We start from the raw sequence: 23,774 nt of genomic DNA on the forward strand, positions 1-23,774 counted from the left end.
GCAGCTCCAAAGGAGCCGCGCGAGGTCCCTGCCCGTCGGGCGTGGGCGCATGGACGGGGCAGCTCCAGAGGGGCCGCGCCGGGTTGGGGCGGCCCCGGACTGCCGGCCCCGGACTGCCGGCCCCGGACTGCCGGCCCCGGACTGCCGGCCCCGCCCCGACCCGCGGTTCCCGCCCCGCCGTGACCGTCGCGGCGGGGGTCAGGTCACTCCACCCAGGAGCCGCCCTTCATCACCCGGACCACGTTCAGGTCCTCGTCGAGGACGACCAGGTCGGCGCGGAGGCCGACCTGGAGCGCGCCGACCCGGTCGCCGAGGCCGATGGCCCGGGCCGGGGTGGTGGCCACCATCCGGCAGGCGTCCGCCATCGGGATGCCGGCGTGCACGGCGTGCCGCAGGGCGGCGTCCATGGTGAGGGTGCTGCCGGCGATCGCGCCGTCCCGGGCCAGCCGGGCCACTCCATCGGCCACGGTGACGGACTGGCCGCCCAGCTCGTACTCGCCGTCGGGCATGCCGGCGGCGGCCATCGCGTCGGTGATCAGGGCGGCCCGCTCCGGGCCGGCGGTCGAGGTGGCGAAGGTGAGCATCCCGGCGTGCAGGTGTACTCCGTCGGCGACCAGCTCGCAGACCACGCTCGGGGCGTCCAGCAGGGCCACCACCGGGCCCGGCTCGCGGTGGTGCACCGGGCGCATGCCGTTGAACAGGTGAGTGCCGACGCTCGCGCCGGCCGCCACCGCGGCCCGGGTCTGGTCGTACGTGGCGTCGGTGTGGCCGACCGCGGCGACCACCCGGTGGGCGGTGAGCAGCTTGATCGCCTCCAGCGCGCCGTCCCGCTCCGGGGCCAGGGTGACCATCCGGACCGCGCCGCCGCCCAGCTCGATCAGCGCGGCCAGTTCGTCGGTGGACGGGTCGCGAAGGAACTCCGGGTTCTGCGCGCCGCACCGGGCCGAGGAGAGGTACGGCCCCTCGAAGTGGACGCCGGCCAGCACCCCCTCCTCGACGAGCGGCCGGAACGCGGCGGTGGCGTCCCGCATCAGCTCGTACGGTGAGCTGACCAGGCTGGCCAGCAGCGTGGTGGTGCCGTGTCCCAGGTGGAAGGACGCCGCCTGCCGGGCGGAGTCGGCGTCGCCGGTGGTGAACGTGTGCCCGCCCCCGCCGTGGGTGTGCATGTCCACGAAGCCCGGCACGATCCAGTGCCCGTCGCGCGCGGACGGGTACTCGGCGACGGCGGTGATCCGGTCGCCGTCCAGCTCCACGCAGCCCTGCCGGACCACGCCGGTCGGGGTCACCACCTTGCCGTTCACCCGAAGCGCCATCACTTCTCCAGACTGTCGAGGGCGAGCAGGGCGGCGCCGAGGCAGCCGGCCTCGTCGCCGAGGGCCGCCGCGACGAGACGCGGCTTCCGGTGGAATGTCATCCGCTCGTGCAGCGCCGCGCGTAGCGGGTCGAACAGGAGGGGCCCGGCCTGGGCCAGGCCGCCGCCCACCACGACAGTCTCCACGTCGAACAGGGACTGGCCGGAGGCCAGGCCGTCGGCCAGCGCCTCGACGGCGTCCGCCCAGACCCGGGTCGCCGCAGGCTCGCCTGCCGCGGCCCGGTCGGCCACCTCGGCGGCGGTCGCGGGGACGCCGGTCAGCTCGGCGTACCGGCGGGCGATCGCGGAGGCCGAGGCGACCGCCTCCAGGCAGCCGCGCCGGCCGCAGCCGCAGCGCGGGCCGCCGGGGCGGACCAGGATGTGGCCGATCTCCCCGGCGGCGCCGTGCGCGCCGGTGGCGGCCGACCCGTCGACCACGTGCGCGGCGGCGATGCCGGTGCCGATCGCCACGAACAGCACGTGCCCGGTGCCGCGGCCCGCGCCGAGCCGGGCCTCGGCCAGGCCACCGGCGCGCACGTCGTGGCCGAGCGCCGCGGGCAGCCCGAGCCGAGCCACCGCCAGGTCCCGCAGCGGTACGTCCCGGAAGCCGACGTTCGCCGACCACACCGCCACCCCGGCGGCCTCGTCGACGACGCCGGGGACGGCGACGCCGAGCGCGACCGGCTCGAACCCGTCGGCCCGCGCCTTGCCGGCCAGCCCCTCGGCGACGTCCAGGATGGTGTCGACCACCGCGTCCGGGCCCCGGCCCGCGTCGGTGGGGTGGCGCTCGGCGCGCAGGGTGCCGCCGTCCCGGCTGACCAGGGCGCACTTCATCCCGGTGCCGCCCACGTCCAGCGCGACGACGACGTCGACTGGGCTCACGTGAGCACCACGGAGCGGCTCAGGTGCCGGGGCGCGTCCGGGTCGAGGCCGCGGCTGGTGGCCAGGGAGACGGCGAAGCGCTGGGCGAGGATCAGGTCGGCCATCGGGTCGACCGGGGTGCGCCCGGCCGCCCAGCTCGTGAGCACGGTGTGGCAGCCGTGGGTGCGGCTGTGCACGAAGGTGGCCCCGGTGGCCGCGACGTCCTCGGCCAGCCCTTCGGGGATGTCGCCGAACGCCCAGACCAGCCGGCCCGGGGCGGCGATCGAGATCGGGCCGTGCCGGTAGTCCATGGCCGGGTACGCCTCGGCCCAGAAGGTGGCCGTCTCGCGGCACTTCAGCGCGGCCTCCTGGGCCAGGCCGACCGTCCAGCCCCGGCCGAGGAAGGTGACCTGCTCGACCTGGGCCGGGTCGATCGGCAGCGGGGCCCGGACGGTGACCTCGGCATCGGCGGAGAGCGCGGCGAGGTTGTGGCCGAGGTGGGCGCGGAGCAGGGCCAGCACGGTGGTCGCGAACCGGGTCTGCACGACCGAGCGTTCGTCGGCGAACGGCATGGTGATGGCGGCGGAGGCGAACTCGACGGCCGGGGAACCGGGGTCGCCGACGATGACGGTGGTGGGGAGTTGGCCGCGCAGCGCGGCGAGCAACTCCAGCACCTCCGTGGTGGTGCCGGAGCGGGTGATGGCGATCAGCCGGTCGTAGCGGCGGCCGGGCGGGAACTCGGACGCCTGGAAGGCGTCGGTCTCGCCGTGGCCGGCGGCCTCACGCAGCCCGGCGTACGCCGTCGCCATGAACCACGACGTGCCGCAGCCGACGATGGCGACCCGCTCCCCGGGGCGTGGTAGGTGCTCGGCGACCGTGGGGGCCAGCAGCGCAGCCTCCCGCCAACAGTCGGGCTGACTCGCGATCTCCGCGTGGACGAACGCCATGAGAACTCCTCGTCGGGCGGCCGTGCGCAATACGGCGCAATATGGCCGTCTTTCGCGCGTTATTCTGCGCGAGACATCGCGACCCTGGCAACCGGCTGCCCGATCGCGCAGAGCGGAGTTTTGCGCCTACGTAGTTTCGCGCACTACTGTGCACGCAATCAATCACCCTTCGTGCAGAATCGGTGGAGGCACCCGCGGTGGACCGGTACGCCCGATGGAACGCGCTGCTGGAGATGCTCACTGACAACGGCCGGGTGAGCGTCGAGGATGCCGCGGGGCGGCTGGACGTCTCCCAGGCCACCATCCGGCGCGACTTCGACCAGCTCGCCCAGCAGCAGATGATCACCCGGACCCGGGGTGGCGCGGTGGCCAACGGCGTGTCCTACGACCTGCCGCTGCGCTACAAGACCGCCAAGCACTCGGCCGAGAAGCAGCGGATCGGCGCCGCCGCCGCCGCGCTGGTCTCCCCGGGCACCGTGGTCGGCCTCAACGGCGGCACCACCAGCACGGAGGTGGCCCGGGCGCTGGCCGTCCGGCCCGACCTGAACACCAACGCCGAGGGCGCCCAGCTCACCGTGGTCACCAACGCGCTCAACATCGCCAACGAGCTGCTGGTCCGGTCCCGGATGAAGGTGGTGGTGGCCGGCGGGGTGGTCCGGCCCAAGTCGTTCGAGCTGGTCGGCCCGCTGGGCGGGGCGCTGCTGCGCGAGGTCACCCTGGACGTGGCCCTGCTCGGGGTGGACGCGATCGACCCACAGCTCGGCGCCGCCGCCCACCACGAGGGCGAGGCGGCGATGAACAACCTGATGGTGGCCCGGGCGAAGCGGGTGGTGATCATCGCGGACTCGTCCAAGCTGGGCGGGCACGCGTTCGCCCGGATCTGCCCGGTCGACCGGGTGGAGACGCTGGTGACCGACTCCGGCGCGGATGCCGGGTTGGTCGACGCGTTCCAGGCGGCGGGCGTGCACGTGATCTGCGCCTGAGCAGCCGACACACCGAACTGCATACCGGGTATTGCCGGCCGGTGTATACCGCGTATGGTGTGCCTCGTCACTGCAACTATCGGGGGAGGCGCAGCTTTGCCGGCTGTCCTGGAAATAGAAGGTCTACGTAAGACATACAAGAGCCGACGCCGGGGCGTGCGACATGCCCTGGACGGCTTCGACATGCTGGTCGAGCAGGGCCAGGTGCACGGCTTCCTCGGCCCCAACGGGTCGGGGAAGACCACCACCCTGCGTACCCTGCTCGGCCTGATCCGGCCCAACGGCGGCCGGATGGCGATCCTCGGCCAGGAGGTGCCGGCCGCGCTGCCCGCCGTGGTCAGCCAGGTCGGCGCGATCGTGGAGAGCCCGCAGTTCTTCCCGCACTTCTCCGCCCGCGACACGCTGTCGCTGCTCGCCGGGGCCGGCGAGGTGCCGCAGAACCGGGTCGACGAGGTGCTGGAGCTGGTCGGCCTGCGGGACCGCGCCGGCGAGCGGGTCAAGACGTACTCGCTGGGCATGAAGCAGCGGCTCGCGGTCGCCTCGGCCCTGCTCAAGAAGCCGAAGCTGCTGATCCTGGACGAGCCGGCCAACGGCCTCGACCCGGGCGGCATCCGGGAGATGCGTACCCTCACGCGCGATCTGGCCGCCTCGGGGATGACCGTGGTGCTCTCCAGCCACATCCTCGGCGAGATCCAGCTCATCTGCGACTCGGTCACCATCATCTCGCTCGGCCGGCGGGTCGCGTTCGGCCCGGTCGACGAGGTGCTCGCCGAGCACTCCGGCGGCGCGGTGCGGGTCCGCCTGGAGGCGGCCACCGACCTGCCGAGGGCAGCCGACGCGCTGACCCGGGCGGGCGTGGCGGTGACCGCCCAGCCCGACCACCTGATGCTCGCCGGGGTCGACAAGCCGGCGATGGTGAGCCGGCTGCTCGCCGAGCAGGGCCTCTACGTCAGCGAGTTGGCCCCGGTCACGGTCGACCTGGAGAGCGTCTTCCTGGAGCTGACCGCGACCGCCCCCGTGCCGGGGCAGCACCGCCAGGTCGACGAGTCCACGAAGGTCGGCGGCGCGGGTCAGCCCGGCGCCGTCGGAGGAGGTTGGGGCGCATGAGCCTCTATCGCACGGAACTGCGCCGGCTGGGCAAGCGGCGCTTCACCCGCTGGGCGACGCTGCTCGGGCTGCTGGTCCTCGGGGCGGTGATCGTCGGGGTCTTCTTCACCAACCAGAAGATCGGTCCCGACCAGCAGGCCGCCGCAGAGCGCCAGGCGGAGCAGCAGTACCAGGAGCAGTCGCGCTGGGCGGAGCAGGAACGGGCGGCCTGCGTGCAGGCCAAGGCGTCCGGCCAGGAGCAGTCGGAGGGCCGGTACCCGCCGGACTGCGCGATGATCGAGGGTCCGCCACGGGAGAGCATCCAGGCGGAGTGGTTCCTGCCGTCGACGTTCGACTTCCGCGGCAGCTTCGAGGAAATGATCGTCACGTTCACCGCGATCCTGGCGCTGATCGGGTTCGTGGTCGGCGCCTCCTTCGTCGGCGCCGAGTGGAGCTCCGGCGGGATGATGAACCTGCTGCTCTGGCGGCCCGGGCGGCTCACCGTGCTGCTGACCAAGCTGGCGGCGCTGCTGACCGGGCTGGTCGCCCTGACCGTGGCCGCCGGGGCGGTCTGGACCGCCGGGTTCTGGCTCGTCGGCTCGCTGCGCGGCAAGACCGAGAAGATGACCGGCGGCGTGTGGCAGTCGTTCGCGCTGACCGGGCTGCGCGGGCTGGTGCTGATCGTGGTCGCGGCGACCATCGGGTTCGCGCTCGCCTCGCTCGGCCGGCACACCGCGATGGCCCTCGGCGGGGCGATCGGGGTCGTCGTGGTCGGTCAGTTCGGCATCGGCATCCTGCTGTCGATGGCCGGATCCCGGTTCATCGAAGCGTGGCTGCTGCCGACGTACGGGATGGCCTGGATGCAGAAGAAGGTCACCCTGGAGAACTACGAGGCCTGCAACGCCACCTACTACGGGGAGTGCAAGCCGGAGACCCTCGACCTGACCTGGCAGCACGCCTCGATCCTGCTCTCCGTCGGGCTGGTGACCGCCCTCGGCGCGGCGCTGGTCACCATGCGCCGCCGCGACATCGCCTGACCGGGCTCCGCCGGGGCGACCCGGACCGCACGTCCGATGCGGTCCGGGTCGCCCCTGGTTAGGCTGGTGATCCCCTGGTCGGCGTGCCTCTGCCGGCCCTTCGCACGCCCGCGTGAGGAGCGCCATGCCGCCTGCCGACGCCTCCCCGGCCGCCACCGACCGGCCCGAGCCGGGGCGCCCCGGCGACGGCGACCGGGCGATTCCGGGCGCGGAGGCTCCGGAGGACGCGGGCGGCCGGGAACAGGTCGTCCCGCTGCCCCGGTCCGCGCCCGAGTCCGTCGCGCCGGCGTCCGCGCCACCCGCGCCGGCCCCCGGTGCCGCCGGCCTCACCGAGCGCGAGCGGCGCATCCTCGCCTTCGAGCAGCAGTGGTGGCGGCACGCCGGCGCGAAGGAGCAGGCAATCCGGGACGGCTTCGGCCTCTCCGCGACGCGCTACTACCAACTGCTCAACGGGCTGCTGGACAACCCTGCCGCCCTGGCCGCCGAGCCGGTGCTGATCGGCCGGCTGCGCCGCCTGCGCTCCTCGCGGGCCCGCAACCGGCGGCGCTGACCCGGCCCGGCCCGCCGCGTGGCTCGCCCCGGACGGGAATGTCCCCGGCGGGGCCGGGTAGCCGGCGCGATGGCGGAAGGAGCGGAGGATGACGGCAGGGCACCGGGGCGTACCGGCCGGCAGGGATCGTGCCGGGCGGGCGGACACCGCGACGGCGGAGGCGGCGGCCGGGCCGGGAACCCGCGCCGGGTCGGCGGGACCGATGATGCGGGTACGGTCGGCGTCCGCTCCGGCCCCCGGCCGAGCGGTCAACGAGGATCTGGTATTCCGGTTCGGCCCTCTGGTCGGGGTCCTGGACGGGGCGACCGTACCGGAGGGCTTCGACACGGGCTGCCGGCACGGGCCGGCCTGGTACGTCCGGCACCTCGCCGCCCGGCTCGGGCTGGCCACCGCCGCCCGCCCGGCGGCCACGCTGATGAGCAGCCTCGCGGCGGCGATCCTGGCGGTTCGGGCGGACCACGGCGGCGACTGCGACCTCGACCACCCCGGCACACCCTCGTCGACGGTCTGCCTGCTGCGCGCCGGCGGGAACGAGGTCGACTGGCTGGTGCTCTGTGACAGTCCGCTGGTGCTCGACCTCGGCGGCCGGGTCGAGGTGGTCGCCGACGACCGGCTGGAGACCGCGATGGCCGACCTGCGTCGGACGGTGGGCACCCTGCCGGAACCGGCCGGTGACGGCGACCGGACCGACCGGTTCCGGCGGGCCGTGGGGCTGCAACGGGAGCGGATGAACCGCACGCACGGCTACTGGGTCGCCGCCGCCGACCCCGACGCCGCGTACCACGCGCTCACCGGGACGGTGCCGCTGCGCGGGCCGGGCGGGCTGCGCCGCGCCGCCCTGCTCACCGACGGCGCCTCCTGCGCGGTGGAGCAGTTCGGGCTCTTCGACTGGGCGGGGTTGCTGGACCTGGTCACCGCCGAGGGGCCGGGCGCGCTCGTCGACCGGGTCCGCGCCGCGGAGCGTGACCGGCCCGACCGGCTGCGCCGGCACAAGCCCACCGACGACGCCTCGGCCGTCCTCTGCGAGTTCGACCCGGGGTGACAGTCCGCCGGGCGGCGGCCGATGCCCGCCCGGCCCCGCTCGGCCGGGCCGCCGCCGCCCCGCTGCGGCGGGGCGCAGACGGTCTGACCAGGTCGTACCCGCGCCGGACCGGGGGAGCGGTACGGCAAAGGGTGGACTCGGGCGGGTGCGGACCGGCAGACTGCGGCACGTGACGGGTGCGGTGCGGCTGGAGCCGGTTGGCGAGCGGAACCTCGAACCGCTGCTCTCGGCGGCGGTCGCCGAGGCCGAGCCGGACGACGTGATGCCCCCGGTCGACGCGCCAGCCGGGTGGTCGCACGCCCGCCGGCAGGCGTTCCGCGACTACTACCGCACGGGCTTCGCGGGCCTCGCCGGCCCGTCCCGCACCGCGATGTACGTCGTGCTGGTCAGCGGCGAGGTGCTGGGGATGATCCGGATGACCCGCCGCGCCGAGCCAGGGACGGTGGAGGCGGGCGTCTGGCTCGGCCGGTCCGCCCGGGGGCAGGGCGTGGGCGCGGCGGCCCTGCGCGAACTGCTCAACCTCGCGGCGGCGGCCGGAATGCACACTGTCGTGGCGGAAACCACGCGGGACAACGCCGGGGCCATTTCCGTGCTCCGCAAATGCGGTGCGAAACTGGTCGAGGACGGCGACGCGGTGCGGGCGGAAATCAGTCTAGACGCCACCCCGCCCACTTTCTGAGCCCACCCCGAAACGATTGTCTCCCCGTATCGGGGATCGTTCCGGCTGTCGTCTTCACCCTCTACCGCGAGGTATCCGACCGGGCCTCCTGATGCGCCCGTCCGGCCTGCACAGCGAGTGCGACCTGGACGTTTCGCGGTAACGCCGACGGGTACTGCCCGCCCGTCCGCTTGAAGCGGGACGTCCAGGCATAGGCCGCTGTTGCGCTGATCCCCGGTAGCTGTTTCCCGGCCTTTACCGAAAAGGACTTTCCCTCCTACCGGGGAGCTAAGGAGAACTGATGAAGAGCGGAGTGCGAATCGGACTCGCGGTGGGGTTCGGCTATCTTCTCGGTCGCCGACGGAAGCTGCGCACCGCCCTCGTCCTGGCCACCGCCGTGGCGGCCGGGCGGGCCAGCCGAAGTCCCGGTGGGCTGTTGAAGCAGGGCCGGGAACTGCTCCAGTCGTCCCCCCAGTTGAGCGGCCTCAGCCGCCTCGGCGGACCCCTCGTCTCGGCCGGCAGGGCCGCCGCGACCGCTGCGGCCGGCAACAGCATCGACGCCGTGAGCGGCCGGTTGCGCGGCAGCGCGGACGCCCTGCGCCGTAGGTCGTCCGGCGCGTCAGGAGGCAACGACGGCCGACGCGAAGAGTCGGGCCAGGGCCAGGGCCAGGGCCAGGGCCAGGGCCAGGGCCAGGGCCAGGGCCAGGGCCAGGGCCAGGGCGAGGGCCAGGGTCAGGGCGAGGGTCAAGGGGACGGGCCGAAGCCCGGAACCGAGGACACCGGCAGCCGGCGGGGACGGTGACCATGGCCGAGAACATGAAGCCTGGTGGCCTCGCCGGCAGGGCCCGGGCCCAGCTCGGCGGCGAGCTGCGCAACCTCGCCTCGGCGCTCGGTGAGCGCGCGGTGACGGCGGTGACGGAGAAGGCAACCGGCGTGACCGGGCGGCTCAGCGAGTACGCCCAGCAGGGCGGCGGCCCCGGCCTGATCGCCGCGGCCACGGGCACCCAGAAGCTCGCCGAGGGCAAGGCCCCGGTGAAGGCCATGTTCCATGCCGGCCTGGCCGGCGGTAAGGAGAAACTGATGTCGGCTCTCGGCAGAGGCGGCAAGGGAGGCGGCAAGGGCGGCTCGAAGAAGCTCAAGGTCACCAACATCGTCGAGTCGATCGAGGTGGGCGTGCCGATCCGGGTCGCGTACGACCAGTGGACGCAGTTCGGCGACTTCCCGAGCTTCATGAAGAAGGTCGAGACCGTCGACGCGGACGGCGACGAGAAGCTGACCTGGAAGGCGCAGGTGCTCTGGTCGCACCGGACCTGGGAGTCGACCATCGTCCGGCAGATCCCGGATCGGCTGATCCACTGGCGCTCGAAGGGCGAGAAGGGCTCGGTGGACGGCACCGTCAGTTTCCACGAGCTGACCCCCGACCTGACCCGGATCCTGGTCGTTCTGGAGTACCACCCGCAGGGCTTCTTCGAGCACACCGGCAACCTCTGGCGGGCCCAGGGCCGGCGGGTGCGGCTGGAGCTGAAGCACTTCGTCCGGCACGTGATGACGCAGACGATCCTCGACCCGGACTCCGTGCAGGGCTGGCGAGGCGAGATCGAGGACTCGGAGGTGGTGCGGGACCACGAGACCGCCCTTCGTGAGGAGCGCGAGGAGCGGGAGGAGCGGGAGCAGCGCCCCCGCCCCCGCGCCGAGGAGTACGGCGAGTACGCGGACGAGGAGTACGACGAGGAGGAAGAGGAAGCGGAAGAGGAGGAGCCGCCGCCGCGCCGCCGCCAGCCGGAGGTGGCCCGCCGCCCGCAGCCCCGCGAGGAGCAGGTACGCCCCCGCCGCCGGGAGCCCCGGGAGGAACCGGTGCCCCGGGAGGAGCCGGAACGTCCCCGCCCGGCGGCCCGCCGCCGCCCGGAGCCGCCCTGGCGACCCGTGGTCCGACGTCGGCGACAGGAGCGGGGCGAGTGACGGTCACCACGGGAGGCGCCGGGGGCGGCGGCGCGCTGGAGCAGGCCGGCGGTGCGGTCGGGGGACTGGCCGACGTGGTGGAGACCGTGCTCGACAAGGGCGTGGTGATCGACGCCCAGGTCGCCGTCGGAGTGCTCGGCATCCCGCTGCTGGAGATCAACGCCCGGGTGGTGGTGGCGAGCATCGAGACGTACCTGCGCTTCGCCGAGATGGTGGACCGGTTGGACATCTCCCCCGTCGAGGGCGACGGGCTCGCCGGCCTGGTCGGGAACGTCGCGGAAGCCGCGCGGGGCTTACCGCCGGCCCCGGCGACGCCGCCGGCGGAACCGCCCGGAAGTTCGGCGGCGTCGAGGAGGCGGCCGGCGGAACCGCCCGGAAGTTCGGCGGCGTCGGGGAGGTGGCCCGGCGAGCGCGCCGGGGGAACGGGGGGCCGTGAGGTAGCCGACGGGACGGGGCTGTTCGTCTACGGCATCGTGCCGTCCGACGTGGAGCCGACCCAGGACGCCGCCGGGGTCGGCGACCCGCCGGGCGAGGTCACGGCGATTCGACACGGTGAGCTGGCCGCGTTGGTCAGCGAGGTGGGGCTGGAGGAGCCGCTGGGCCGGCCGGCCGACCTGACCGCGTACCAAAAACTGCTGGACGGGACGGCGGCGGTGGCGCCGGTGCTGCCGGTGCGCTTCGGCACCGTGGTCACCGGCCCGGACGCGGTGACCGAGCTGCTCACCGCCCACCACGACCGGTTCGCGGCGGCCCTCGACGGGTTCGAGGACCGGATCGAGTACACGGTGCACGGCCGCTACCACGAGCAGCCGCTGCTCGGGGAACTGCTCGCCGCCGACCCGGAGGCCGCCGACCTGGCCCGGCAGGTACGCGGGCAGCCGGAGGCGGCGACCCGGCCGCAGCGGATCCGGCTCGGCGAGATCGTCAGCCAGGCGGTGGAGCTGCGCCGGGAGGCGGAGAACCGGCACGTTCTGGACGGCGTGAGGCCGCTCGTGGTGGACAGCGTGGCCCGCCCGCCGAGCAGCGAACTGGACGCGGTGAACCTGGCGTTCCTGGTGGACTCCGCGCGGGCGGACGAGTTCGTCGACGCGCTGGAGGCGTACGCCGGGGGGCGCCGGGACCTGCTCCGGATGCGGCTGCTCGGCCCGCACGCCCCGTACGACTTCGTCGCCGCGCACCAGCTGGCGGGGTGACCGGTGGACATCCTCTGGGCGCTGCTGACCCTGCCGTACGCCCCGGTGCGAGGGCTGACCGCGGTGGTGAAGGTGATCGCCCGGGAGGCCGAGTCCCAGCAGCACAACCCGGCGAACGTGCGCCGGGAGCTGGAGGAACTCGACCGGGCAGCGGCGGCCGGTGACATCACGGAGCGGGAGCGGGACCGGGGCCAGCAACGGGTCCTCGACCGGCTGACGCCGCCGGGCGGGCGCGGAACGAGGCGGGCCGACGGCGGCGCGCGGCGGCGGGCCGGCAACGGCAGGCAGAAGGGCTGACCAGGGAGGTGGGCGGGATGACCCAGGGACGGATCCGGGACGTCGGTGCGCCAGCGGACGGGCGGCCGGGGGAACGCGACGACGACCGGTACGACGACGAGGAGTACCCCGAACCGTTGCCGGCGGCCGAGGCGGCCCGCGAGGGGCTGCGCCTGATCACCACCCTCGCCGGCCGGGAGCCGCAGGGCGTCGTCTCGCTGGAGTCCACGGACGAGGGCTGGCGGGTGGGGGTGGAGGTGGTCGAGGACCACCGGATTCCCGCCTCCACCGACCTCCTCGGCCTGTACGAGATCGACATTGACGTCGACGGGGAACTGCTCGGGTACCGGCGGGTGCGCCGCTACCAGCGCGGGAAGGGCGAGGTGGGCTGAGATGACCAGTCCGTCGGTGGTGCAGAACTCCGGCCAGGTGCTGCCGGCCGGCCACGAGCCGGCGAACCTCGGCGACATCCTCGAACGGGTGCTCGACCGGGGCATCGTGATCGCCGGCGACATCCGGGTCAGCCTGCTCGACATCGAGCTTCTGACGCTGAAGCTGCGCCTGGTCATCGCGTCGGTCGACACCGCGCGGCAGATCGGCATCGACTGGTGGGAACACGACCCGTGGCTCAGCTCGCGGGCCCGACCGCCGGTGGAGCCGGGCCCCCGGGACCCCGAGGAGGTCGAGGCCGAACGGCGGCCCCGGGTGGCCCGGCGGGCCGCCGTGTTGAGGGAGGACCGCGATGAGCTGGACCGCTGAGCCGGTTCCGGGCGACCCGGAACCCGTCGGCGACGCCGCCGGGTGCTGGCTGCACGGGGTGGCCCGCGAGGCCGACCCGGCCACGCTGCCCGCCGTCACCGGGATGGACGGCGGGCCGCTGCGGGGCGTGCCGGCCGCCGGCCTGGTCGCCGTGGTGAGCACCGCGCCGCTGACCGAGTACGGCGAGGAGGCGCTGCGCCGCAACCTGGAGGACCTGACCTGGCTGGAGCGGGCCGCGCGCACGCACCACGAGGTGGTGGCCGCGCTGTCCCGGGCCGGCGCGGTGGTGCCGACCCGGCTCGCCACCGTCTACCGCGACGAGCGGGGCGTCGCCCGGCTGCTCGCCGAACGCCGGGCCGAGCTGGCGGCCACCCTCGACCGGCTCACCGGCCGCGCCGAGTGGGGCGTCAAGGGGTACGCCGTGCCGGGCGCGACCGCCCACGCCGCCGCGGGCGGCGGGGCCGGGTCCGAGGGGGCCGGGGCCGCGTACCTGCGGCGGCGCCGGGCGGAGCTGACGGCCCGGGACGAGGGTCAGCGGGCCGCCGCCGAGGCTGCCGCAGTCGTGCACGACGCCCTCGCCGGGTACGCCGTGGCCGCCCGCCGGCACGCGCCGCAGGACCGCCGGCTCTCCGGTGCGCCCACCGCGATGGTGCTCAACGGGGCGTACCTGGTGGACGTCCCCACCCTCGGCGGGTTCACCGGCCTGGTCGCCGCGCTGGCCGGCCGGCACCCCGAGGTACGCCTGGAGCTCACGGGCCCCTGGCCGGCGTACTCCTTCGCCGAGGACCGCCCGCCGGAGCCGGCGCTGACCGTCAAGGAGCCGGCATGGTGACCACCGCCCTCGCGCCGAGCAGCGCGGACGACCCGCTGGCGTACCGGTCGGTGGCGCTGGTGGACGTGCTCGACCGGGTGCTCGCCCGGGGCGTGGTGGTCTCCGGGGACATCACCATCGCCATCGCCGACGTCGACCTGGTGCGGATCTCCCTGCGGGCGCTGGTCGCCTCGGTCGGCGCGCTCGTCCCGCCTGAACCGCCGGTGACAGCGGGGCCGTACCCGCCCGGCCTGCCCGACGGGGCGGCGGAATGACCGGCACCGACCCCGATCGGGACGCCGGAGCCCGGCGGGACGGCACGGCCGGGCCGGACGGGGTCGTCCGGTGGGAGGAGGCGAGGGAACTGGCCGCCGCCCTTGACGAGCCGCGGTGGCGGGCGCCCCGGGTGACGCCGCTGGATCGGCGGCTCGCCGTGGACCGGGACTCCGTCGAGCGGGGGCTGGCCAGCCTCGTGCTCACCGTGATCGAGCTGCTGCGGCAGCTCATGGAACGCCAGGCGCTGCGCCGGGTCGAGGTGGGCGACCTCACCGGCGAACAGGTGGAGCGGATCGGCGTCACGCTGATGGCGCTCGAGGAGCAGATGACCGGGCTGCGGGAGTACTTCGGCCTGGCTCCCGAGGACCTGAACCTGGACCTCGGCCCCCTCGGCCCGCTGCTGCCGACGGACTGACCACCCGGGCCGACCGCGCGGGCGGACCGACCCCGCCGCGACCGGCCGACAGCCCCCGCGCCGGCCCGTCCTCAGCGCGCTGCCCGGGCCTCCGCGTACGCCGCCAGCCAGGCGACCTGGTCGGGGTCGAGGGACGGCCGGACCCGCCGTCGCGCGGACTCGACGTGCCCGGCGGTGACTGTCGACGCGCTCAACGACTCCCGCATCGCGGCGAGCGCGGCCTCCCGGACCAGCGCCGCGCAGTCGGCAGCCGAGAAGCCGTCCAGCCTGTCGGCGAGCGCGGCGAGGTCGACGTCGTCGGCCAGTGGGACGTTGCGGGCGGAGGCGCGCAGGATCTCCGCCCTGGCCGCCCCGTCCGGCGGGGGCACGTACACCAGCCGCTCCAGCCGGCCGGGCCGCAGCAGGGCCGGGTCCACCAGGTCGGGGCGGTTGGTCGCGCCGACCACCACCACGTTGCGCAGCGACTCCACCCCGTCCAGCTCGGTGAGCAGGGCGGCGACCACCCGGTCGGTGGTGCCCCCGTCGCTGGCCTGCCCGCGAACCGGGGCGAGCGCGTCCACCTCGTCGAGGAACACCAGCGTCGGGGCGGCCTCCCGGGCCCGGCGGAACAGCTCCCGGACCGCCCGCTCGCTCTCGCCGACCCACTTCGACAGCAGCTCCGCGCCCTTCACCGAGAGCACGTTCGCCCGGCCCGACCCGGCCAGCGCCGTGACCAGGTACGTCTTGCCGCAGCCGGGCGGCCCGTAGAGCAGCACCCCGCGCGGCGGCTGCACCCCGAGCCGGGCGAAGGTGTCCGGGTAGGTCAGGGGCCAGAGCACCGATTCGGTCAGCGTCTCCTTGACCTCGACCATGTCCCCCACGTCGTCGAGGGTGACGTTGGCCAGCTCCAGGGTGGACCCGGCCATCGTGGTCGGCCGGACCACCTCCAGGGCGGCGGTGAAGTCGGTCATCGCCACCGTCGGCGACTCGGCCGACTTCTGCCGCAGAGCCGCCCGCACCCCGGCCTCCCGGACCAGCGCGGCCAGGTCGGCGGCGACGAACCCCGGGGTACGCCCGGCGACCTCGTCGAGCCGGACGTCCCCGGCCAGCGGCACCTGTCGGGTCAGCACGGTGAGCTGCTCCCGGCGCAGTGCCTGGTCGGGCAGGGGAACGGTGATCCGTAGCGAGAGCAGGTCCGGCGCGCGCAGCGCGGGGTCGACCGCCTCGGGACGGCTGGTCGTGCAGACCACCGCCGTCCCGGCCCGGACGGTCTCGGCGAGCAACTGCCGGAAGACGGTGGACAGCGGCCCGGGGTTCTCGGCGGGGGCGAGCGCCTCCACGTCGGTGACCAGCAGCACGGCCGGGGCGTTTCCGCGTACCTCGTCGGCGGCGGCGCGCAGCCGTCGCGCCGCCGCGTCGTTGGTGAGCGCCGCCAGCTCGGGGGCCCAGAGCGGGCGGACGGTCGCGCCCACCCGGGCGGCGACGGCCCGGACCAGCGCGGACTTGCCCGACCCGGCGGGCCCGGCGATCAGCACCCCGAGCGACACGGCGGTGCTCAGCCGGCCCAGCACCTCCCGGTGGTGGAAGCCGAGGTCGAGCAGTTCGGTCAACTCCTCGGCCTGGGCCCGCAGCCCGGGCAGCTCGTCCACGCCGGGCGCGTCCTCGGCCCCGCCCGCCTCGCCGACCCGGTCGGCCGGCTCGTCGGTCCCGGCGGCCCGGTCGGCCGAGGCGTCGGTCCGTCCGGGTCGGTCGGCCGTACCGCCGTCCGGCCCGGTGCCGGGGCGGGCCGCGCCGGGCCGGCCGCCGGTCCGGGTGGTCTGGCCGTGCTCCCAGCCGACCACCGTGTCCATGGTGACCAGCGCCCCGAAGCCCGGCTCGGCGGCGGTCACGGTGAGTAGGGTGCTGGTCCAGGCGTACCCGACCGTGCTGGAGAGGCTGCGCCGGGCTGCCTCGACGAGCGTGCGTACGGAGGCGTCCGGCAGCACGTCCTGGGGCAGCAGGGAGACGTCGTCCCCGGCGGTCACCACCTTGCCGAGCAGGGCGAGCCGCAGCATCTCCGGGGAGACGGCGGCGACCACCTGGACCGGTCCGGCCAGGGTCACCCGGCGGGCGGGGACCACCGGCGCCCGGCTCACCGTCACCTGCCCGCCGTCGCGGATGCCGAGGTTGCCCAGCAGCAGATCGTCGGCGTAGAGCAGGGCGGTGCTCGCGGCCGGCCCGGCCGGGGCGACGATGCCGGCGGTCACCCGCCGCCCGGCCAGCCGGACCGGGTCGCCGGACCGCAGCGCCAGTGCGGTCAGCACCTCCGGGTGCAACCGGACAACGCCGCGTCGGGCGTCCAGCGCGGCGGGGCGCAGGCTGGCGGTGAGGGTCAGGTCGGGTGCGGCCATCGCCCGAGGGTAGCCGCCGGGAAAAGGAAGACCCCGCACAAGCGCCGTCGAGCCAGGCCGGACCGCCCCGCGCCGTCGCCCACACGTTCGTCGCCCGTCGGTGTCGGCCGCCGGATGAGAGCGGCGGGGTTCAGGGCGGTGGAGTCAGGGGCGGTCGCCGGGGCCGCCGAGCAGGGACTGGTCGCGCCGGATCAGCTCCGCAAGCCGGCCCGCCGGGTCCGCCGTGAGCCGGTCCGGGTCGGGCACCCACGCCGGCACGGTCCTGACCGACAGCGGCCAGACCGGCGGCGGGACGGTGGCCGCCTCCGCGCCGACCGTCACCCGCCCGCCCGACCAGCCGACCCGCAGCGGGTACGCCTGCCCGTCGTGCTCCACCCGGATCGTGACCGTCACGCCGGGGTGCGTCGCCACCACCCGGGCGACCGCCTCGGCGACCTCCGCCACCGGATCCCGCCTGACGGAGGCGTCCAACGTGCCGCCGGCAGCACCTACCCCGCCGCCCGTCGTGCCGCTCACCGTGCCGCTCACCGTGCCGCTCACCGGGCCGCCCGTCGGGCCGCCCGTAGGTCCGGCCGGCAGGGCGCGGAGGGCCCCGGCCCGGCCCGACGGGTCGGCCAGCCGGTCCGCGTCCCCGTCCGTCCGGTCCGACGGGGTGCCGGTCGCCGGCCCGCTCGGGCCGACGTCGCCGCCTTCCGGGGGAACCGGGACGGGGTCGCCCGCCGGCCGGCTCGGGACGGTTGCCCCGCCCGGCCGGCCCCGTCCGGCGTCGCTCCCCGGCGGCACCCCGGCGGCGTCGGCGGCGGACGGGGCTGCCGCCTTCCGGCCGGGCTCCTCGGCCGGCTCGGCACCCCGCCGCCGGAGCGCCTCCTCGCGCCGGGCCAGCCGGGCGAGTGTCTCGTCCAGGTCACCTCTCATGTCGCCACCCCTTCCGGTGAAACGGATCCCGAGGCAGGGCTCGTTCAGTCCCGCCCCTCCCGGGTGGCCCGGTCCAGTGCCCGGTCCAGGACGACCAGCAGGGCGTCCCGCACCGAGAGCCGGTCCCGGGCGTCGAACCGGATCAGGGGCACCTGGTCGCCGATGGCCAGGGCCCACCGGATCGAGGTGAGGTCCAGGGCCAGCCGGCCGTCGAAGGCGTTCACCCCGACCACGAACGGCAGCCCGGCCCGCTCGAAGAAGTCGATCGCCGGGTAGCAGTCGTCCAGCCGGGTGCTGTCCACCACGACCAGCGCGCCCAGCGCCCCCCGGGCCAGGTCGTCCCACATGAATCCGAACCGGGCCTGGCCGGGGGTGCCGAAGAGGTAGAGCTTGAGGCTGCGGTCGATGGTCACGCAGCCGAAGTCCATCGCCACCGTGGTGGTGGTCTTGCCGGACTGCCCGCCCGGGTCGTCGATGCCGATCCCGACGCTGGTCATCTCCGCCTCGGTGGTCAGCGGGGTGATCTCGGAGATGGCCCCGACCGTGGTGGTCTTGCCGACCCCGAACCCGCCGGCAATGAGGATCTTGACCGGGATCGGTGGGGCGACCCGGCCCGGACCACGGTCCGGCGCGGCGTGCTGCGGCCCGGCCTGCGGCCGGTACGGCGGTGGTGGGGCCGTCGGCGGTGGGTACGGCGGCGGTGGGGCCGGCGGAGTGGCCCGTCCGGTGGCCGGCGCGGCGCCCGCCGGAGTGCCGTAGCGGGTGGTGGCGCTGTTGGCGGCGAGCCCGCCGAGCGGGGCCGCCGGCCATTCAGGAGATCGCACGGAGTCCATCAATCACTCGCAGGATGATGTCGGGGTCAAGGGCGTCCTCGGCCGCGCCGACGTGCACGTCGAGGTGGCCGGCGCCCCGCAGGTCGCCGACCAGGACCCGGGTGACGCCGAAGTGCATGCGGGTCCGGGCCGAGATCTCGGCGACCGAGATCGGCTCGCCGCAGAGCGCGATGATCGCCTGGAGCTCCGGGGCGAGCCGGGACGCGGATGTGGCGATCCACCCTCCGGCCTCGGCCCGGGCGGTCACCTGGGTCTCCAGTCCGATCGCCGGGTCCGCCCCGGCCACCCGGCCGGCGGTCAGCACGAACGGGCGCGGGCCGGCCGGCCGCTCCGGCTCGGGGTCGGCCGGCGAACCAGGGACGCTGTCCGGCCCGCCGTCGCCGCCCGGGGACGACGCCCGCAGGTAGGGCCGGATCCGGACCGTGGGTTCCGGACCCGGCCCGGTGCCGGCGGCGTCCGAACTCACTGTTGGACGGCGTTCTTCAGCTCGACGATCAGTCGTGGGGTGAGGGCGCCGCCGGCCCGCCCGGCGAAGAGGGTCATCTCGTACGCCACGGTGCCGAGGTTCGCTGACCGGTCGGCGACCACCCCGAGCACGGATCCGCTGCTGATCGCGCTGATCAACAGGTAGCCGTCGGTCATGTCGACGATCACCCGGTTCAGCCCGCCGAGGGCGTACCAGCTCGCCGCGCCGCCGGCGAGGCTCGTCATGCCGGAGACCACGGCGGCGAGGCGTTCGGCGTTCGACCGGTCCTTGATCGCCGACATGGCCATCAGCAGCCCGTCGGAGGAGACCGCGATCGCCTCCATCACCCCGGCGGTGCTGGAGGTGAAGGAGTCCAGCAGCCAGTTGAAGGTCCGGGCCTCGGGGCTGAGGTCCCCGGCGCCGGGGTGGTTCTGGTGCTCGACGTTGTCGTGCAGGAACGGGCTGGTCACCGTGTTGATCCCTTTTCATGGCGGCGGGCTGGACAGACTTCGCGCAGAGCACGGGCGACGCCCGCCTCGAACTGGTTGATCAGGTCCCGCACCTCGGCCGGGTCGCCGGGGTCGGAGACCGGCAGGGGCCGGGGCGGCGAGACGGTCAGGTTGGCGCCGGGGACGCGGCGGCTCAGCCGGGGCGAAGCCGGCGGCGCGTCCACCGGGGCCGGGTCGCCGGTCGGGGCCCGCAGCCCCGCCCGGCGTACCCCGGCCTCGAACTCCTCGACCAGGGCGCGGGCGGCGGCCGGATCGGCGGTGGACGCGTCCACCGGGCCGGCCACCGGCCCGGTGCGGGGCAGGCTCGCCCCGGGGATGCGCTGCCGGATGCCCGAGCCGCCGCGCAGGGCGCCGGCCACCGACCCACCCGGCCCGGCGACCGGCGGGACCGACCCGGCGCCCGCCCCCGCCCGGGGCATCGGCCTGATCTGCGGCCCGGTCTGCGGCGCGGTCTGCGGCGCGGTCTGCGGCCCGGTTCGCGGCCCGGTCTGCGGCCCGCTTTGCAGCCCGGTCTGCGGTCCGGGTGGCGGGCCGGGCCTGCCGAACAGCGGCCCGGCGGGGAAGGATGTGCCCCGGGTCCGCACGGGCAGCGGCGGCGCGGCGGCGGGGCCGGCCCCGCCGACCGCCGCGCCGTCACGGGGCGGCCGGGCCGCGCCGGAGGCCGCCGGGGGAGCGGCGGCACCGGACACGACCGGCGTGACGTCGGCGGTCGGCGGGGTGATCACGGGTGGCGGCGGGCCGGCGGCAGAAGCGCCGGTCCGGTCCGGCCCGCCGGCCCAGGCGGCCGAGGCCCCGGTGTCGGCCCCGAAGGCGTTCCAGGACTCTCCGGACCCCATGGACCGGGTGGCCCGGCTGAGCAGCTCGGGGTCGAACCCGGGCGACGCCGTCGGGTCTAGCGGGTCGGCCCCGACCGTCGGGTGGGGCGACGCGGCGACGGCGGCCAGGGCCCGCCGGGGGCCGATCGGCTCCGGCCGGGCGGGGGTGGTCCGCCGGTCCCGGTCCGGCGCCGACGCCCGGGCCACGTTGGCCCCCGCCCGGTCGGCCGGCGGTACGACCAGCAGCGCCGACGGGATCTCCAGCCGGGCGGTGACCCCGCCGACAGCGGTCGGGACGAGGTCCACGGTCCAGCCGTGCCGGCGGGCCAGCCGGCCCACCACGAACAGGCCGAGCACCTCGGTCGGGGCGAGGTCGAGCCGCTCCCGGCGGGTGAGCCGGGCGTTCGCCTCGGCCAGCCGCTTCTCGGTCATCCCGATGCCCCGGTCCACCACCGACAGCCGGATCCCGCCCTCGGTCGGCGCGGCGGTGACCGTCACCCGGGTGTGCGGCGGGGAGAAGACGGTGGCGTTCTCCATCAGCTCCGCCGCCGCCAGCACCAGGTCGCCGACGATCGCCGGTGCCGCGGACACACCGGGCGGGACCTGCACGTCGACCCGGGTGTAGTCCTCGATCTCGCCGAGGGCGAGGCGCACCGCGTCGGCCAGCGGCACCGGCGCGACGTGCCCGTCGGCGTCGGTCGACCCGGAGAGCACGACGAGGCTGCCGGCGTTGCGGCGCAGCCGGCTGGAGACGTGGTCGAGGCGGTACAGGTGCTCCAGCCGGGTCGGGTCGGTCTCCTGCCGTTCCAGCTGGTCGATGAGCGCGAGCTGCCGGCCCACCAGGTTCTGCGTGCGGCGTCCCACGTGCCCGAACATCTGCGCCACGTTGCGCCGCCCGGCGACCTGCCGCTCCACCAGCCGCGCCGCGGTGGTCTGCACCCGCTCGAACGCGCGGGCCAGGTCGCCGACCTCATCCCGCCCCCGGACGTCGACCGGGTCGAGGCGGATCGGCGGGACGCTCTCGATCTCGTCGTCGGCGATCCGGACCAGTTCGGCTTCGGCGGCCCGGGCGACCCGGTCGGCGCTGTGGGTGAGCCGGGTCAGCGGGCGGGCCACCGTCCGGGCCACCGCCACGCTGAGCAGCACCACGACCAGCAGGATGGCGAACGCCGCGTCGCCGACCAGCCAGGCGGCGACGAGCGCCCGCTGCTGTTCGGCCCGTACCTGCGTGGTGACGTCCGCGATGATCTTCTTCTCGACGAACTGGCCGAGGGTGATCATCGAGCGGACCGACGGGAAGAGCGTGTCCAGCGGGATCATGGAGATCGCGGCGACGGGGTCCCGCACGCTGTGGGCGAGGAACGCCGGGCTGGTCCGGGCGGCCACCGCCGCGTCGTCGAGCAGGGCCAGCTGGCGCTGCTCCGGGGTGATCAGGCTGCGGAACCGCTCGTTGTTCACGTTCAGCCTGGCCATGCAGGCGAGGTAGCTGGCGGAGATCTGCGGGTCGCCGGTGGCCCGGACCAGGACGATCAGGGTGGCGCACGCCCCGATCCACTCGTCGGTGCGCAGCAGCGCGTCCAGGGCCAGCACCTGCTGGCCGATCGTGGTGGTGGTGTCGACCTGCCAGGGCAGCCGCAGCGAGTCGATCAGCGTCATGGAGACCGGGCCGAAGGTCTCCATGACCTGGGTGGGGGTGGCCCGGCCGGCCAGCACGGCGGTACGCAGGTCGGCCAGCCGCCGCACCCCGTCCAGGGCGGTGGCGACCCGGGCGGGGAGCTGGTCGCCCAGTTCGGCGCGCAGGTCGGCGGCCCGGTCGTCCACGGTGGCTGACGCCTGGATCAGCTCGGTGCGGGTGACCCGGCCGAGCAACAGCCCGACCGAGAGCAGGCGCTCCTGCTGGATGCCCTGCACCAGCGTGCCGACCCGGCTGGCCACCCGGACGCTCTCGGCGGTGTCCGCGGCCCGCCCGGCGGCGGCGATCCGGTCGAGCACCACCGGCACGGTGAGCCCGACCATGCTGAGCAGCGGAATGATCACCAGCAGGGCGAGCTTGCCCCGGATGCGGAGCCTACCGAGCAGCATCGAAGGGCCCCCACCGTTCGGTGCCGGCGGCGCGGCCTCGCCCTGCCGGCTGGAGCGTCCGGGGCTCGGCCGGGGCGAGCGTGCCGAGCGGGGCGGGCCCCCGGGGCTCGCCCGGCGGTATCCAGCCGGTGCCGCCCGGCGACGCGCCGGCGTCCTCGTCGGCCCGGTGCTCCCCGACGACCCGCCGGCGGGCCCGACGGTACGCGGCGAGCAGCATCGCCGCGAGCGCGGCGACCAGCAGGACAGCCGCTCCGAGAGCCGCCCCGGCCAGCCACCGCTCCCGGTCGAGCCGGTCGACCCGTTCCCGCAGCAGCACGTCCAGCTCGTCGAGGATGACCGGCTGTAGCTGCCTGGCGGCGCTCTGCGCGTTGTTCCGGGCGGCGGTGAGTTCGGTCAGCCCGCCCAGCCCCGGGGCGTCCTCGGTGCCGGCCTGGCCGGTCGGGGCGGAGAGCGCGGCGAGCCGCTCGACGGCCCGCTGGTAGTTGTCGAGCGGGGTGAGCACGTTGGCGCCGAGTTTGGTGCTCTCCGTGCTGTCGACCGCCGCGCGTAGGTCGGCGACCAGGTCGGTGGCGGGAGTGAGGGCGGCCACCCGCAGGCCGGCCAGCTCGGGCCCGGTACGGATCCGCTCGGCGGCGGGGCGCCGGGCGGCGAGGGTGGCCAGGTCGGCGAGGCGGCCGGCGGTCACGAGCGCCTCGGGCAGCTCCTCGCTGACGGCGTCCTGGAGGAAGAACGAGTCCGACTGCGGGTCGCGCATCAGCCCGGAACCCTCCCGTACCTTGCGGTGCAGGGCCAGCAGCAGGTCGGTGACCTCGCCGTACGCGACGAAGGCCGCCTCCGGATCGGTCAGCTCCCGGTCGGGCAGCGCCTCCAGCTTGGCCCGTAGCCCGGTCCACCGGTCGTGGGTGCGTAGCTGGTCGCCGATGCGGGTGTCCACCGAGGCGGCGTCCTGCACCGCCCGGTTCAGCGCCTCGCCGGAGGCGGTCCGCCCGGCGACGGCGGCTGACTGGGCGTCGACCAGGGCCAGGGTGACGGGGCCGAGGGCCCGCAGGTACTCCACGCCCATCCGCTCACGGACCGCGAGCCCTCGGTCGTCGCCGGTGAGCCGCCGCTGTTGGGCGAAGAGGAACGCCACCGGCACGAGCAGTGCCACGACGAGCAGCAGCGGCAGCACGCGACCCGGGAGGGCGGGCCGTCGGGGGCCCCGCTCCGCAGGGACGGTCATGGATGGCTCCTCCGGCGACGGCGACGGCGGGGGCGGGCAGGTGTCGGGGGTCGCCGATGCAGTCCCGCTCACCGGACCGGAAAACTAACCGACCAGGCAGGGCCGGCAGAGCCGCCGGTCGGTCAGTCTTGCGTCACTTCGAACGATGTCACGCCATGTGCAGGACAGATGCACTCTTGGTGCCGATGGGTCGGTGGACATGGATGGATCGGATGTGATTTTGGAAGGAACATCGGAATTCACGTGATCCGAATTCATCTCACTGGGCCGCGCCGTACCCTGCGCGGTCGATCCGATCCGGCCGCCGATCGGCCGCACAGGACGGACGTACGGAGGATCTCAGCCAACGGTCAGGAACG

Annotated in this window: 24 protein-coding genes and 2 pseudogenes; 15 read left to right on the forward strand and 11 right to left on the reverse strand. The window is 75.4% G+C overall.

What is annotated here, in order from left to right; all coding sequences use genetic code 11:
- Nucleotides 1-203 precede the first annotated feature (203 nt).
- Genes nagA through ACFYZF_RS01140 form a run of 3 tightly spaced genes read right to left on the reverse strand, consistent with a single transcriptional unit; the run spans nucleotide 204 to nucleotide 3,159 of the window.
- Nucleotides 204-1,313 carry an N-acetylglucosamine-6-phosphate deacetylase gene (gene nagA / locus ACFYZF_RS01130; protein WP_387014473.1) on the reverse strand — a complete coding sequence of 370 codons (1,110 nt, stop codon included), beginning with the start codon at nucleotides 1,311-1,313 and terminating at the stop codon, nucleotides 204-206.
- Nucleotides 1,313-2,233: an ROK family protein gene (locus ACFYZF_RS01135; RefSeq protein ID WP_387014476.1), complete on the reverse strand. Its 921-nt coding sequence runs from the start codon at nucleotides 2,231-2,233 to the stop codon at nucleotides 1,313-1,315. The genes nagA and ACFYZF_RS01135 overlap by 1 nt, the downstream gene beginning before the upstream one ends.
- The gene (locus ACFYZF_RS01140; protein WP_387014478.1) at nucleotides 2,230-3,159 is read right to left on the reverse strand and encodes an SIS domain-containing protein; all 930 of its coding nucleotides are present in this window, start codon (nucleotides 3,157-3,159) and stop codon (nucleotides 2,230-2,232) included. The genes ACFYZF_RS01135 and ACFYZF_RS01140 overlap by 4 nt, the downstream gene beginning before the upstream one ends.
- A gap of 197 nt (nucleotides 3,160-3,356) precedes the next feature.
- Here ACFYZF_RS01140 and ACFYZF_RS01145 point away from each other — a divergent pair, with 197 nt between their 5' ends.
- The 6 genes from ACFYZF_RS01145 to ACFYZF_RS01170 all read left to right on the forward strand — a co-directional run bounded on the left by ACFYZF_RS01145 (nucleotide 3,357) and on the right by ACFYZF_RS01170 (nucleotide 8,536).
- A complete protein-coding gene (locus ACFYZF_RS01145; protein ID WP_387015989.1) occupies nucleotides 3,357-4,142 on the forward strand; it encodes a DeoR/GlpR family DNA-binding transcription regulator in 786 nt (261 codons plus the stop codon).
- Nucleotides 4,143-4,325: 183 nt separating this feature from the next.
- Nucleotides 4,326-5,249 carry an ATP-binding cassette domain-containing protein gene (locus tag ACFYZF_RS01150; protein ID WP_387015990.1) on the forward strand — a complete coding sequence of 308 codons (924 nt, stop codon included), beginning with the start codon at nucleotides 4,326-4,328 and terminating at the stop codon, nucleotides 5,247-5,249.
- Nucleotides 5,246-6,265, forward strand: coding sequence for an ABC transporter permease subunit (locus ACFYZF_RS01155; protein ID WP_387014481.1), 1,020 nt, complete (start codon nucleotides 5,246-5,248; stop codon nucleotides 6,263-6,265). The genes ACFYZF_RS01150 and ACFYZF_RS01155 overlap by 4 nt, the downstream gene beginning before the upstream one ends.
- Before the next feature lie 124 nt (nucleotides 6,266-6,389).
- On the forward strand, nucleotides 6,390-6,815 hold the full coding sequence (locus ACFYZF_RS01160; RefSeq protein ID WP_387014483.1) for a DUF3263 domain-containing protein: 426 nt from the start codon (nucleotides 6,390-6,392) through the stop codon (nucleotides 6,813-6,815).
- An 88-nt stretch (nucleotides 6,816-6,903) separates the two neighbouring features.
- Complete coding sequence (locus ACFYZF_RS01165) at nucleotides 6,904-7,857, forward strand: hypothetical protein (protein ID WP_387014486.1); 954 nt, start codon at nucleotides 6,904-6,906, stop codon at nucleotides 7,855-7,857.
- Nucleotides 7,858-8,026: 169 nt separating this feature from the next.
- Nucleotides 8,027-8,536 carry a GNAT family N-acetyltransferase gene (locus ACFYZF_RS01170; protein WP_387014489.1) on the forward strand — a complete coding sequence of 170 codons (510 nt, stop codon included), beginning with the start codon at nucleotides 8,027-8,029 and terminating at the stop codon, nucleotides 8,534-8,536.
- A 598-nt stretch (nucleotides 8,537-9,134) separates the two neighbouring features.
- Here ACFYZF_RS01170 and ACFYZF_RS01175 read toward each other — a convergent pair.
- The gene (locus ACFYZF_RS01175) at nucleotides 9,135-9,263 is read right to left on the reverse strand and encodes a hypothetical protein (RefSeq protein ID WP_387014492.1); all 129 of its coding nucleotides are present in this window, start codon (nucleotides 9,261-9,263) and stop codon (nucleotides 9,135-9,137) included.
- Between the two features lie 56 nt (nucleotides 9,264-9,319).
- Between ACFYZF_RS01175 and ACFYZF_RS01180 the strand changes: the two genes are divergently transcribed.
- The 9 genes and pseudogenes from ACFYZF_RS01180 (at nucleotide 9,320) to ACFYZF_RS01220 (ending at nucleotide 14,204) form a co-directional block, all read left to right on the forward strand.
- Nucleotides 9,320-10,474: an SRPBCC family protein gene (locus tag ACFYZF_RS01180; RefSeq protein WP_387014494.1), complete on the forward strand. Its 1,155-nt coding sequence runs from the start codon at nucleotides 9,320-9,322 to the stop codon at nucleotides 10,472-10,474.
- Nucleotides 10,475-10,509: 35 nt separating this feature from the next.
- Nucleotides 10,510-10,689 (forward strand): annotated as a pseudogene (gvpJ, locus tag ACFYZF_RS01185) (gas vesicle protein GvpJ); the annotation flags it as partial.
- Nucleotides 10,684-11,667, forward strand: coding sequence for a GvpL/GvpF family gas vesicle protein (locus ACFYZF_RS01190; RefSeq protein ID WP_387015992.1), 984 nt, complete (start codon nucleotides 10,684-10,686; stop codon nucleotides 11,665-11,667). The pseudogene gvpJ (ACFYZF_RS01185) and the gene ACFYZF_RS01190, both read left to right, overlap by 6 nt.
- A gap of 3 nt (nucleotides 11,668-11,670) precedes the next feature.
- On the forward strand, nucleotides 11,671-11,964 hold the full coding sequence (locus ACFYZF_RS01195) for a gas vesicle protein GvpG (RefSeq protein WP_387014497.1): 294 nt from the start codon (nucleotides 11,671-11,673) through the stop codon (nucleotides 11,962-11,964).
- Between the two features lie 17 nt (nucleotides 11,965-11,981).
- On the forward strand, nucleotides 11,982-12,335 hold the full coding sequence (locus ACFYZF_RS01200) for a gas vesicle protein (RefSeq protein WP_387014500.1): 354 nt from the start codon (nucleotides 11,982-11,984) through the stop codon (nucleotides 12,333-12,335).
- Nucleotide 12,336: 1 nt separating this feature from the next.
- Nucleotides 12,337-12,528: pseudogene (gene gvpJ, locus ACFYZF_RS01205) on the forward strand (gas vesicle protein GvpJ); the annotation flags it as partial.
- 157 nt (nucleotides 12,529-12,685) lie between these two features.
- The gene (locus tag ACFYZF_RS01210; protein WP_387014503.1) at nucleotides 12,686-13,534 is read left to right on the forward strand and encodes a GvpL/GvpF family gas vesicle protein; all 849 of its coding nucleotides are present in this window, start codon (nucleotides 12,686-12,688) and stop codon (nucleotides 13,532-13,534) included.
- On the forward strand, nucleotides 13,528-13,788 hold the full coding sequence (locus ACFYZF_RS01215) for a gas vesicle protein (RefSeq protein ID WP_387014505.1): 261 nt from the start codon (nucleotides 13,528-13,530) through the stop codon (nucleotides 13,786-13,788). The genes ACFYZF_RS01210 and ACFYZF_RS01215 overlap by 7 nt, the downstream gene beginning before the upstream one ends.
- The gene (locus ACFYZF_RS01220; RefSeq protein ID WP_387014508.1) at nucleotides 13,785-14,204 is read left to right on the forward strand and encodes a gas vesicle protein K; all 420 of its coding nucleotides are present in this window, start codon (nucleotides 13,785-13,787) and stop codon (nucleotides 14,202-14,204) included. The genes ACFYZF_RS01215 and ACFYZF_RS01220 overlap by 4 nt, the downstream gene beginning before the upstream one ends.
- 71 nt (nucleotides 14,205-14,275) lie before the next feature.
- On the opposite strand, the gene ACFYZF_RS01225 is transcribed toward ACFYZF_RS01220, so the two are convergent.
- The 7 genes from ACFYZF_RS01225 to ACFYZF_RS01255 all read right to left on the reverse strand — a co-directional run bounded on the left by ACFYZF_RS01225 (nucleotide 14,276) and on the right by ACFYZF_RS01255 (nucleotide 23,415).
- Nucleotides 14,276-16,573 (reverse strand): AAA family ATPase, encoded by a 2,298-nt coding sequence (locus ACFYZF_RS01225; RefSeq protein WP_387014511.1) that lies wholly within the window; start codon nucleotides 16,571-16,573, stop codon nucleotides 14,276-14,278.
- Nucleotides 16,574-16,717: 144 nt separating this feature from the next.
- Nucleotides 16,718-17,488 carry a hypothetical protein gene (locus tag ACFYZF_RS01230; protein ID WP_387014514.1) on the reverse strand — a complete coding sequence of 257 codons (771 nt, stop codon included), beginning with the start codon at nucleotides 17,486-17,488 and terminating at the stop codon, nucleotides 16,718-16,720.
- A 44-nt stretch (nucleotides 17,489-17,532) separates the two neighbouring features.
- Nucleotides 17,533-18,321, reverse strand: coding sequence for an ATP/GTP-binding protein (locus tag ACFYZF_RS01235; RefSeq protein WP_387014517.1), 789 nt, complete (start codon nucleotides 18,319-18,321; stop codon nucleotides 17,533-17,535).
- Nucleotides 18,299-18,787 (reverse strand): DUF742 domain-containing protein, encoded by a 489-nt coding sequence (locus tag ACFYZF_RS01240; RefSeq protein ID WP_387014519.1) that lies wholly within the window; start codon nucleotides 18,785-18,787, stop codon nucleotides 18,299-18,301. Before ACFYZF_RS01240 ends, ACFYZF_RS01235 begins: the two co-directional genes overlap by 23 nt.
- Complete coding sequence (locus ACFYZF_RS01245) at nucleotides 18,784-19,257, reverse strand: roadblock/LC7 domain-containing protein (RefSeq protein ID WP_387014522.1); 474 nt, start codon at nucleotides 19,255-19,257, stop codon at nucleotides 18,784-18,786. Before ACFYZF_RS01245 ends, ACFYZF_RS01240 begins: the two co-directional genes overlap by 4 nt.
- Nucleotides 19,254-22,193 carry a nitrate- and nitrite sensing domain-containing protein gene (locus ACFYZF_RS01250; RefSeq protein ID WP_387014524.1) on the reverse strand — a complete coding sequence of 980 codons (2,940 nt, stop codon included), beginning with the start codon at nucleotides 22,191-22,193 and terminating at the stop codon, nucleotides 19,254-19,256. The genes ACFYZF_RS01245 and ACFYZF_RS01250 overlap by 4 nt, the downstream gene beginning before the upstream one ends.
- Nucleotides 22,180-23,415 (reverse strand): hypothetical protein, encoded by a 1,236-nt coding sequence (locus ACFYZF_RS01255; RefSeq protein WP_387014527.1) that lies wholly within the window; start codon nucleotides 23,413-23,415, stop codon nucleotides 22,180-22,182. The genes ACFYZF_RS01250 and ACFYZF_RS01255 overlap by 14 nt, the downstream gene beginning before the upstream one ends.
- Between the last annotated feature and the right edge of the window lie 359 nt (nucleotides 23,416-23,774).

This window comes from Micromonospora sp. NPDC001898, from assembly GCF_042891255.1.
Classification (GTDB): domain Bacteria; phylum Actinomycetota; class Actinomycetes; order Mycobacteriales; family Micromonosporaceae; genus Micromonospora.

Excerpts from the sequence above, each read along its gene's own strand:
- nagA (WP_387014473.1), bottom strand. The coding sequence starts at position 1,313 with ATGGCGCTTCGGGTGAACGGCAAGGTGGTGACCCCGACCGGCGTGGTC.
- ACFYZF_RS01140 (WP_387014478.1), bottom strand. The coding sequence starts at position 3,159 with ATGGCGTTCGTCCACGCGGAGATCGCGAGTCAGCCCGACTGTTGGCGG.
- ACFYZF_RS01150 (WP_387015990.1), top strand. The coding sequence starts at position 4,326 with ATGCTGGTCGAGCAGGGCCAGGTGCACGGCTTCCTCGGCCCCAACGGG.
- ACFYZF_RS01155 (WP_387014481.1), top strand. The coding sequence starts at position 5,246 with ATGAGCCTCTATCGCACGGAACTGCGCCGGCTGGGCAAGCGGCGCTTC.
- ACFYZF_RS01160 (WP_387014483.1), top strand. The coding sequence starts at position 6,390 with ATGCCGCCTGCCGACGCCTCCCCGGCCGCCACCGACCGGCCCGAGCCG.
- ACFYZF_RS01165 (WP_387014486.1), top strand. The coding sequence starts at position 6,904 with ATGACGGCAGGGCACCGGGGCGTACCGGCCGGCAGGGATCGTGCCGGG.
- ACFYZF_RS01180 (WP_387014494.1), top strand. The coding sequence starts at position 9,320 with ATGGCCGAGAACATGAAGCCTGGTGGCCTCGCCGGCAGGGCCCGGGCC.
- ACFYZF_RS01190 (WP_387015992.1), top strand. The coding sequence starts at position 10,684 with ATGGTGGACCGGTTGGACATCTCCCCCGTCGAGGGCGACGGGCTCGCC.
- ACFYZF_RS01200 (WP_387014500.1), top strand. The coding sequence starts at position 11,982 with ATGACCCAGGGACGGATCCGGGACGTCGGTGCGCCAGCGGACGGGCGG.
- ACFYZF_RS01210 (WP_387014503.1), top strand. The coding sequence starts at position 12,686 with ATGAGCTGGACCGCTGAGCCGGTTCCGGGCGACCCGGAACCCGTCGGC.
- ACFYZF_RS01215 (WP_387014505.1), top strand. The coding sequence starts at position 13,528 with ATGGTGACCACCGCCCTCGCGCCGAGCAGCGCGGACGACCCGCTGGCG.
- ACFYZF_RS01220 (WP_387014508.1), top strand. The coding sequence starts at position 13,785 with ATGACCGGCACCGACCCCGATCGGGACGCCGGAGCCCGGCGGGACGGC.
- ACFYZF_RS01225 (WP_387014511.1), bottom strand. The coding sequence starts at position 16,573 with ATGGCCGCACCCGACCTGACCCTCACCGCCAGCCTGCGCCCCGCCGCG.
- ACFYZF_RS01230 (WP_387014514.1), bottom strand. The coding sequence starts at position 17,488 with ATGAGAGGTGACCTGGACGAGACACTCGCCCGGCTGGCCCGGCGCGAG.
- ACFYZF_RS01235 (WP_387014517.1), bottom strand. The coding sequence starts at position 18,321 with ATGGACTCCGTGCGATCTCCTGAATGGCCGGCGGCCCCGCTCGGCGGG.
- ACFYZF_RS01250 (WP_387014524.1), bottom strand. The coding sequence starts at position 22,193 with ATGCTGCTCGGTAGGCTCCGCATCCGGGGCAAGCTCGCCCTGCTGGTG.
- ACFYZF_RS01255 (WP_387014527.1), bottom strand. The coding sequence starts at position 23,415 with ATGACCGTCCCTGCGGAGCGGGGCCCCCGACGGCCCGCCCTCCCGGGT.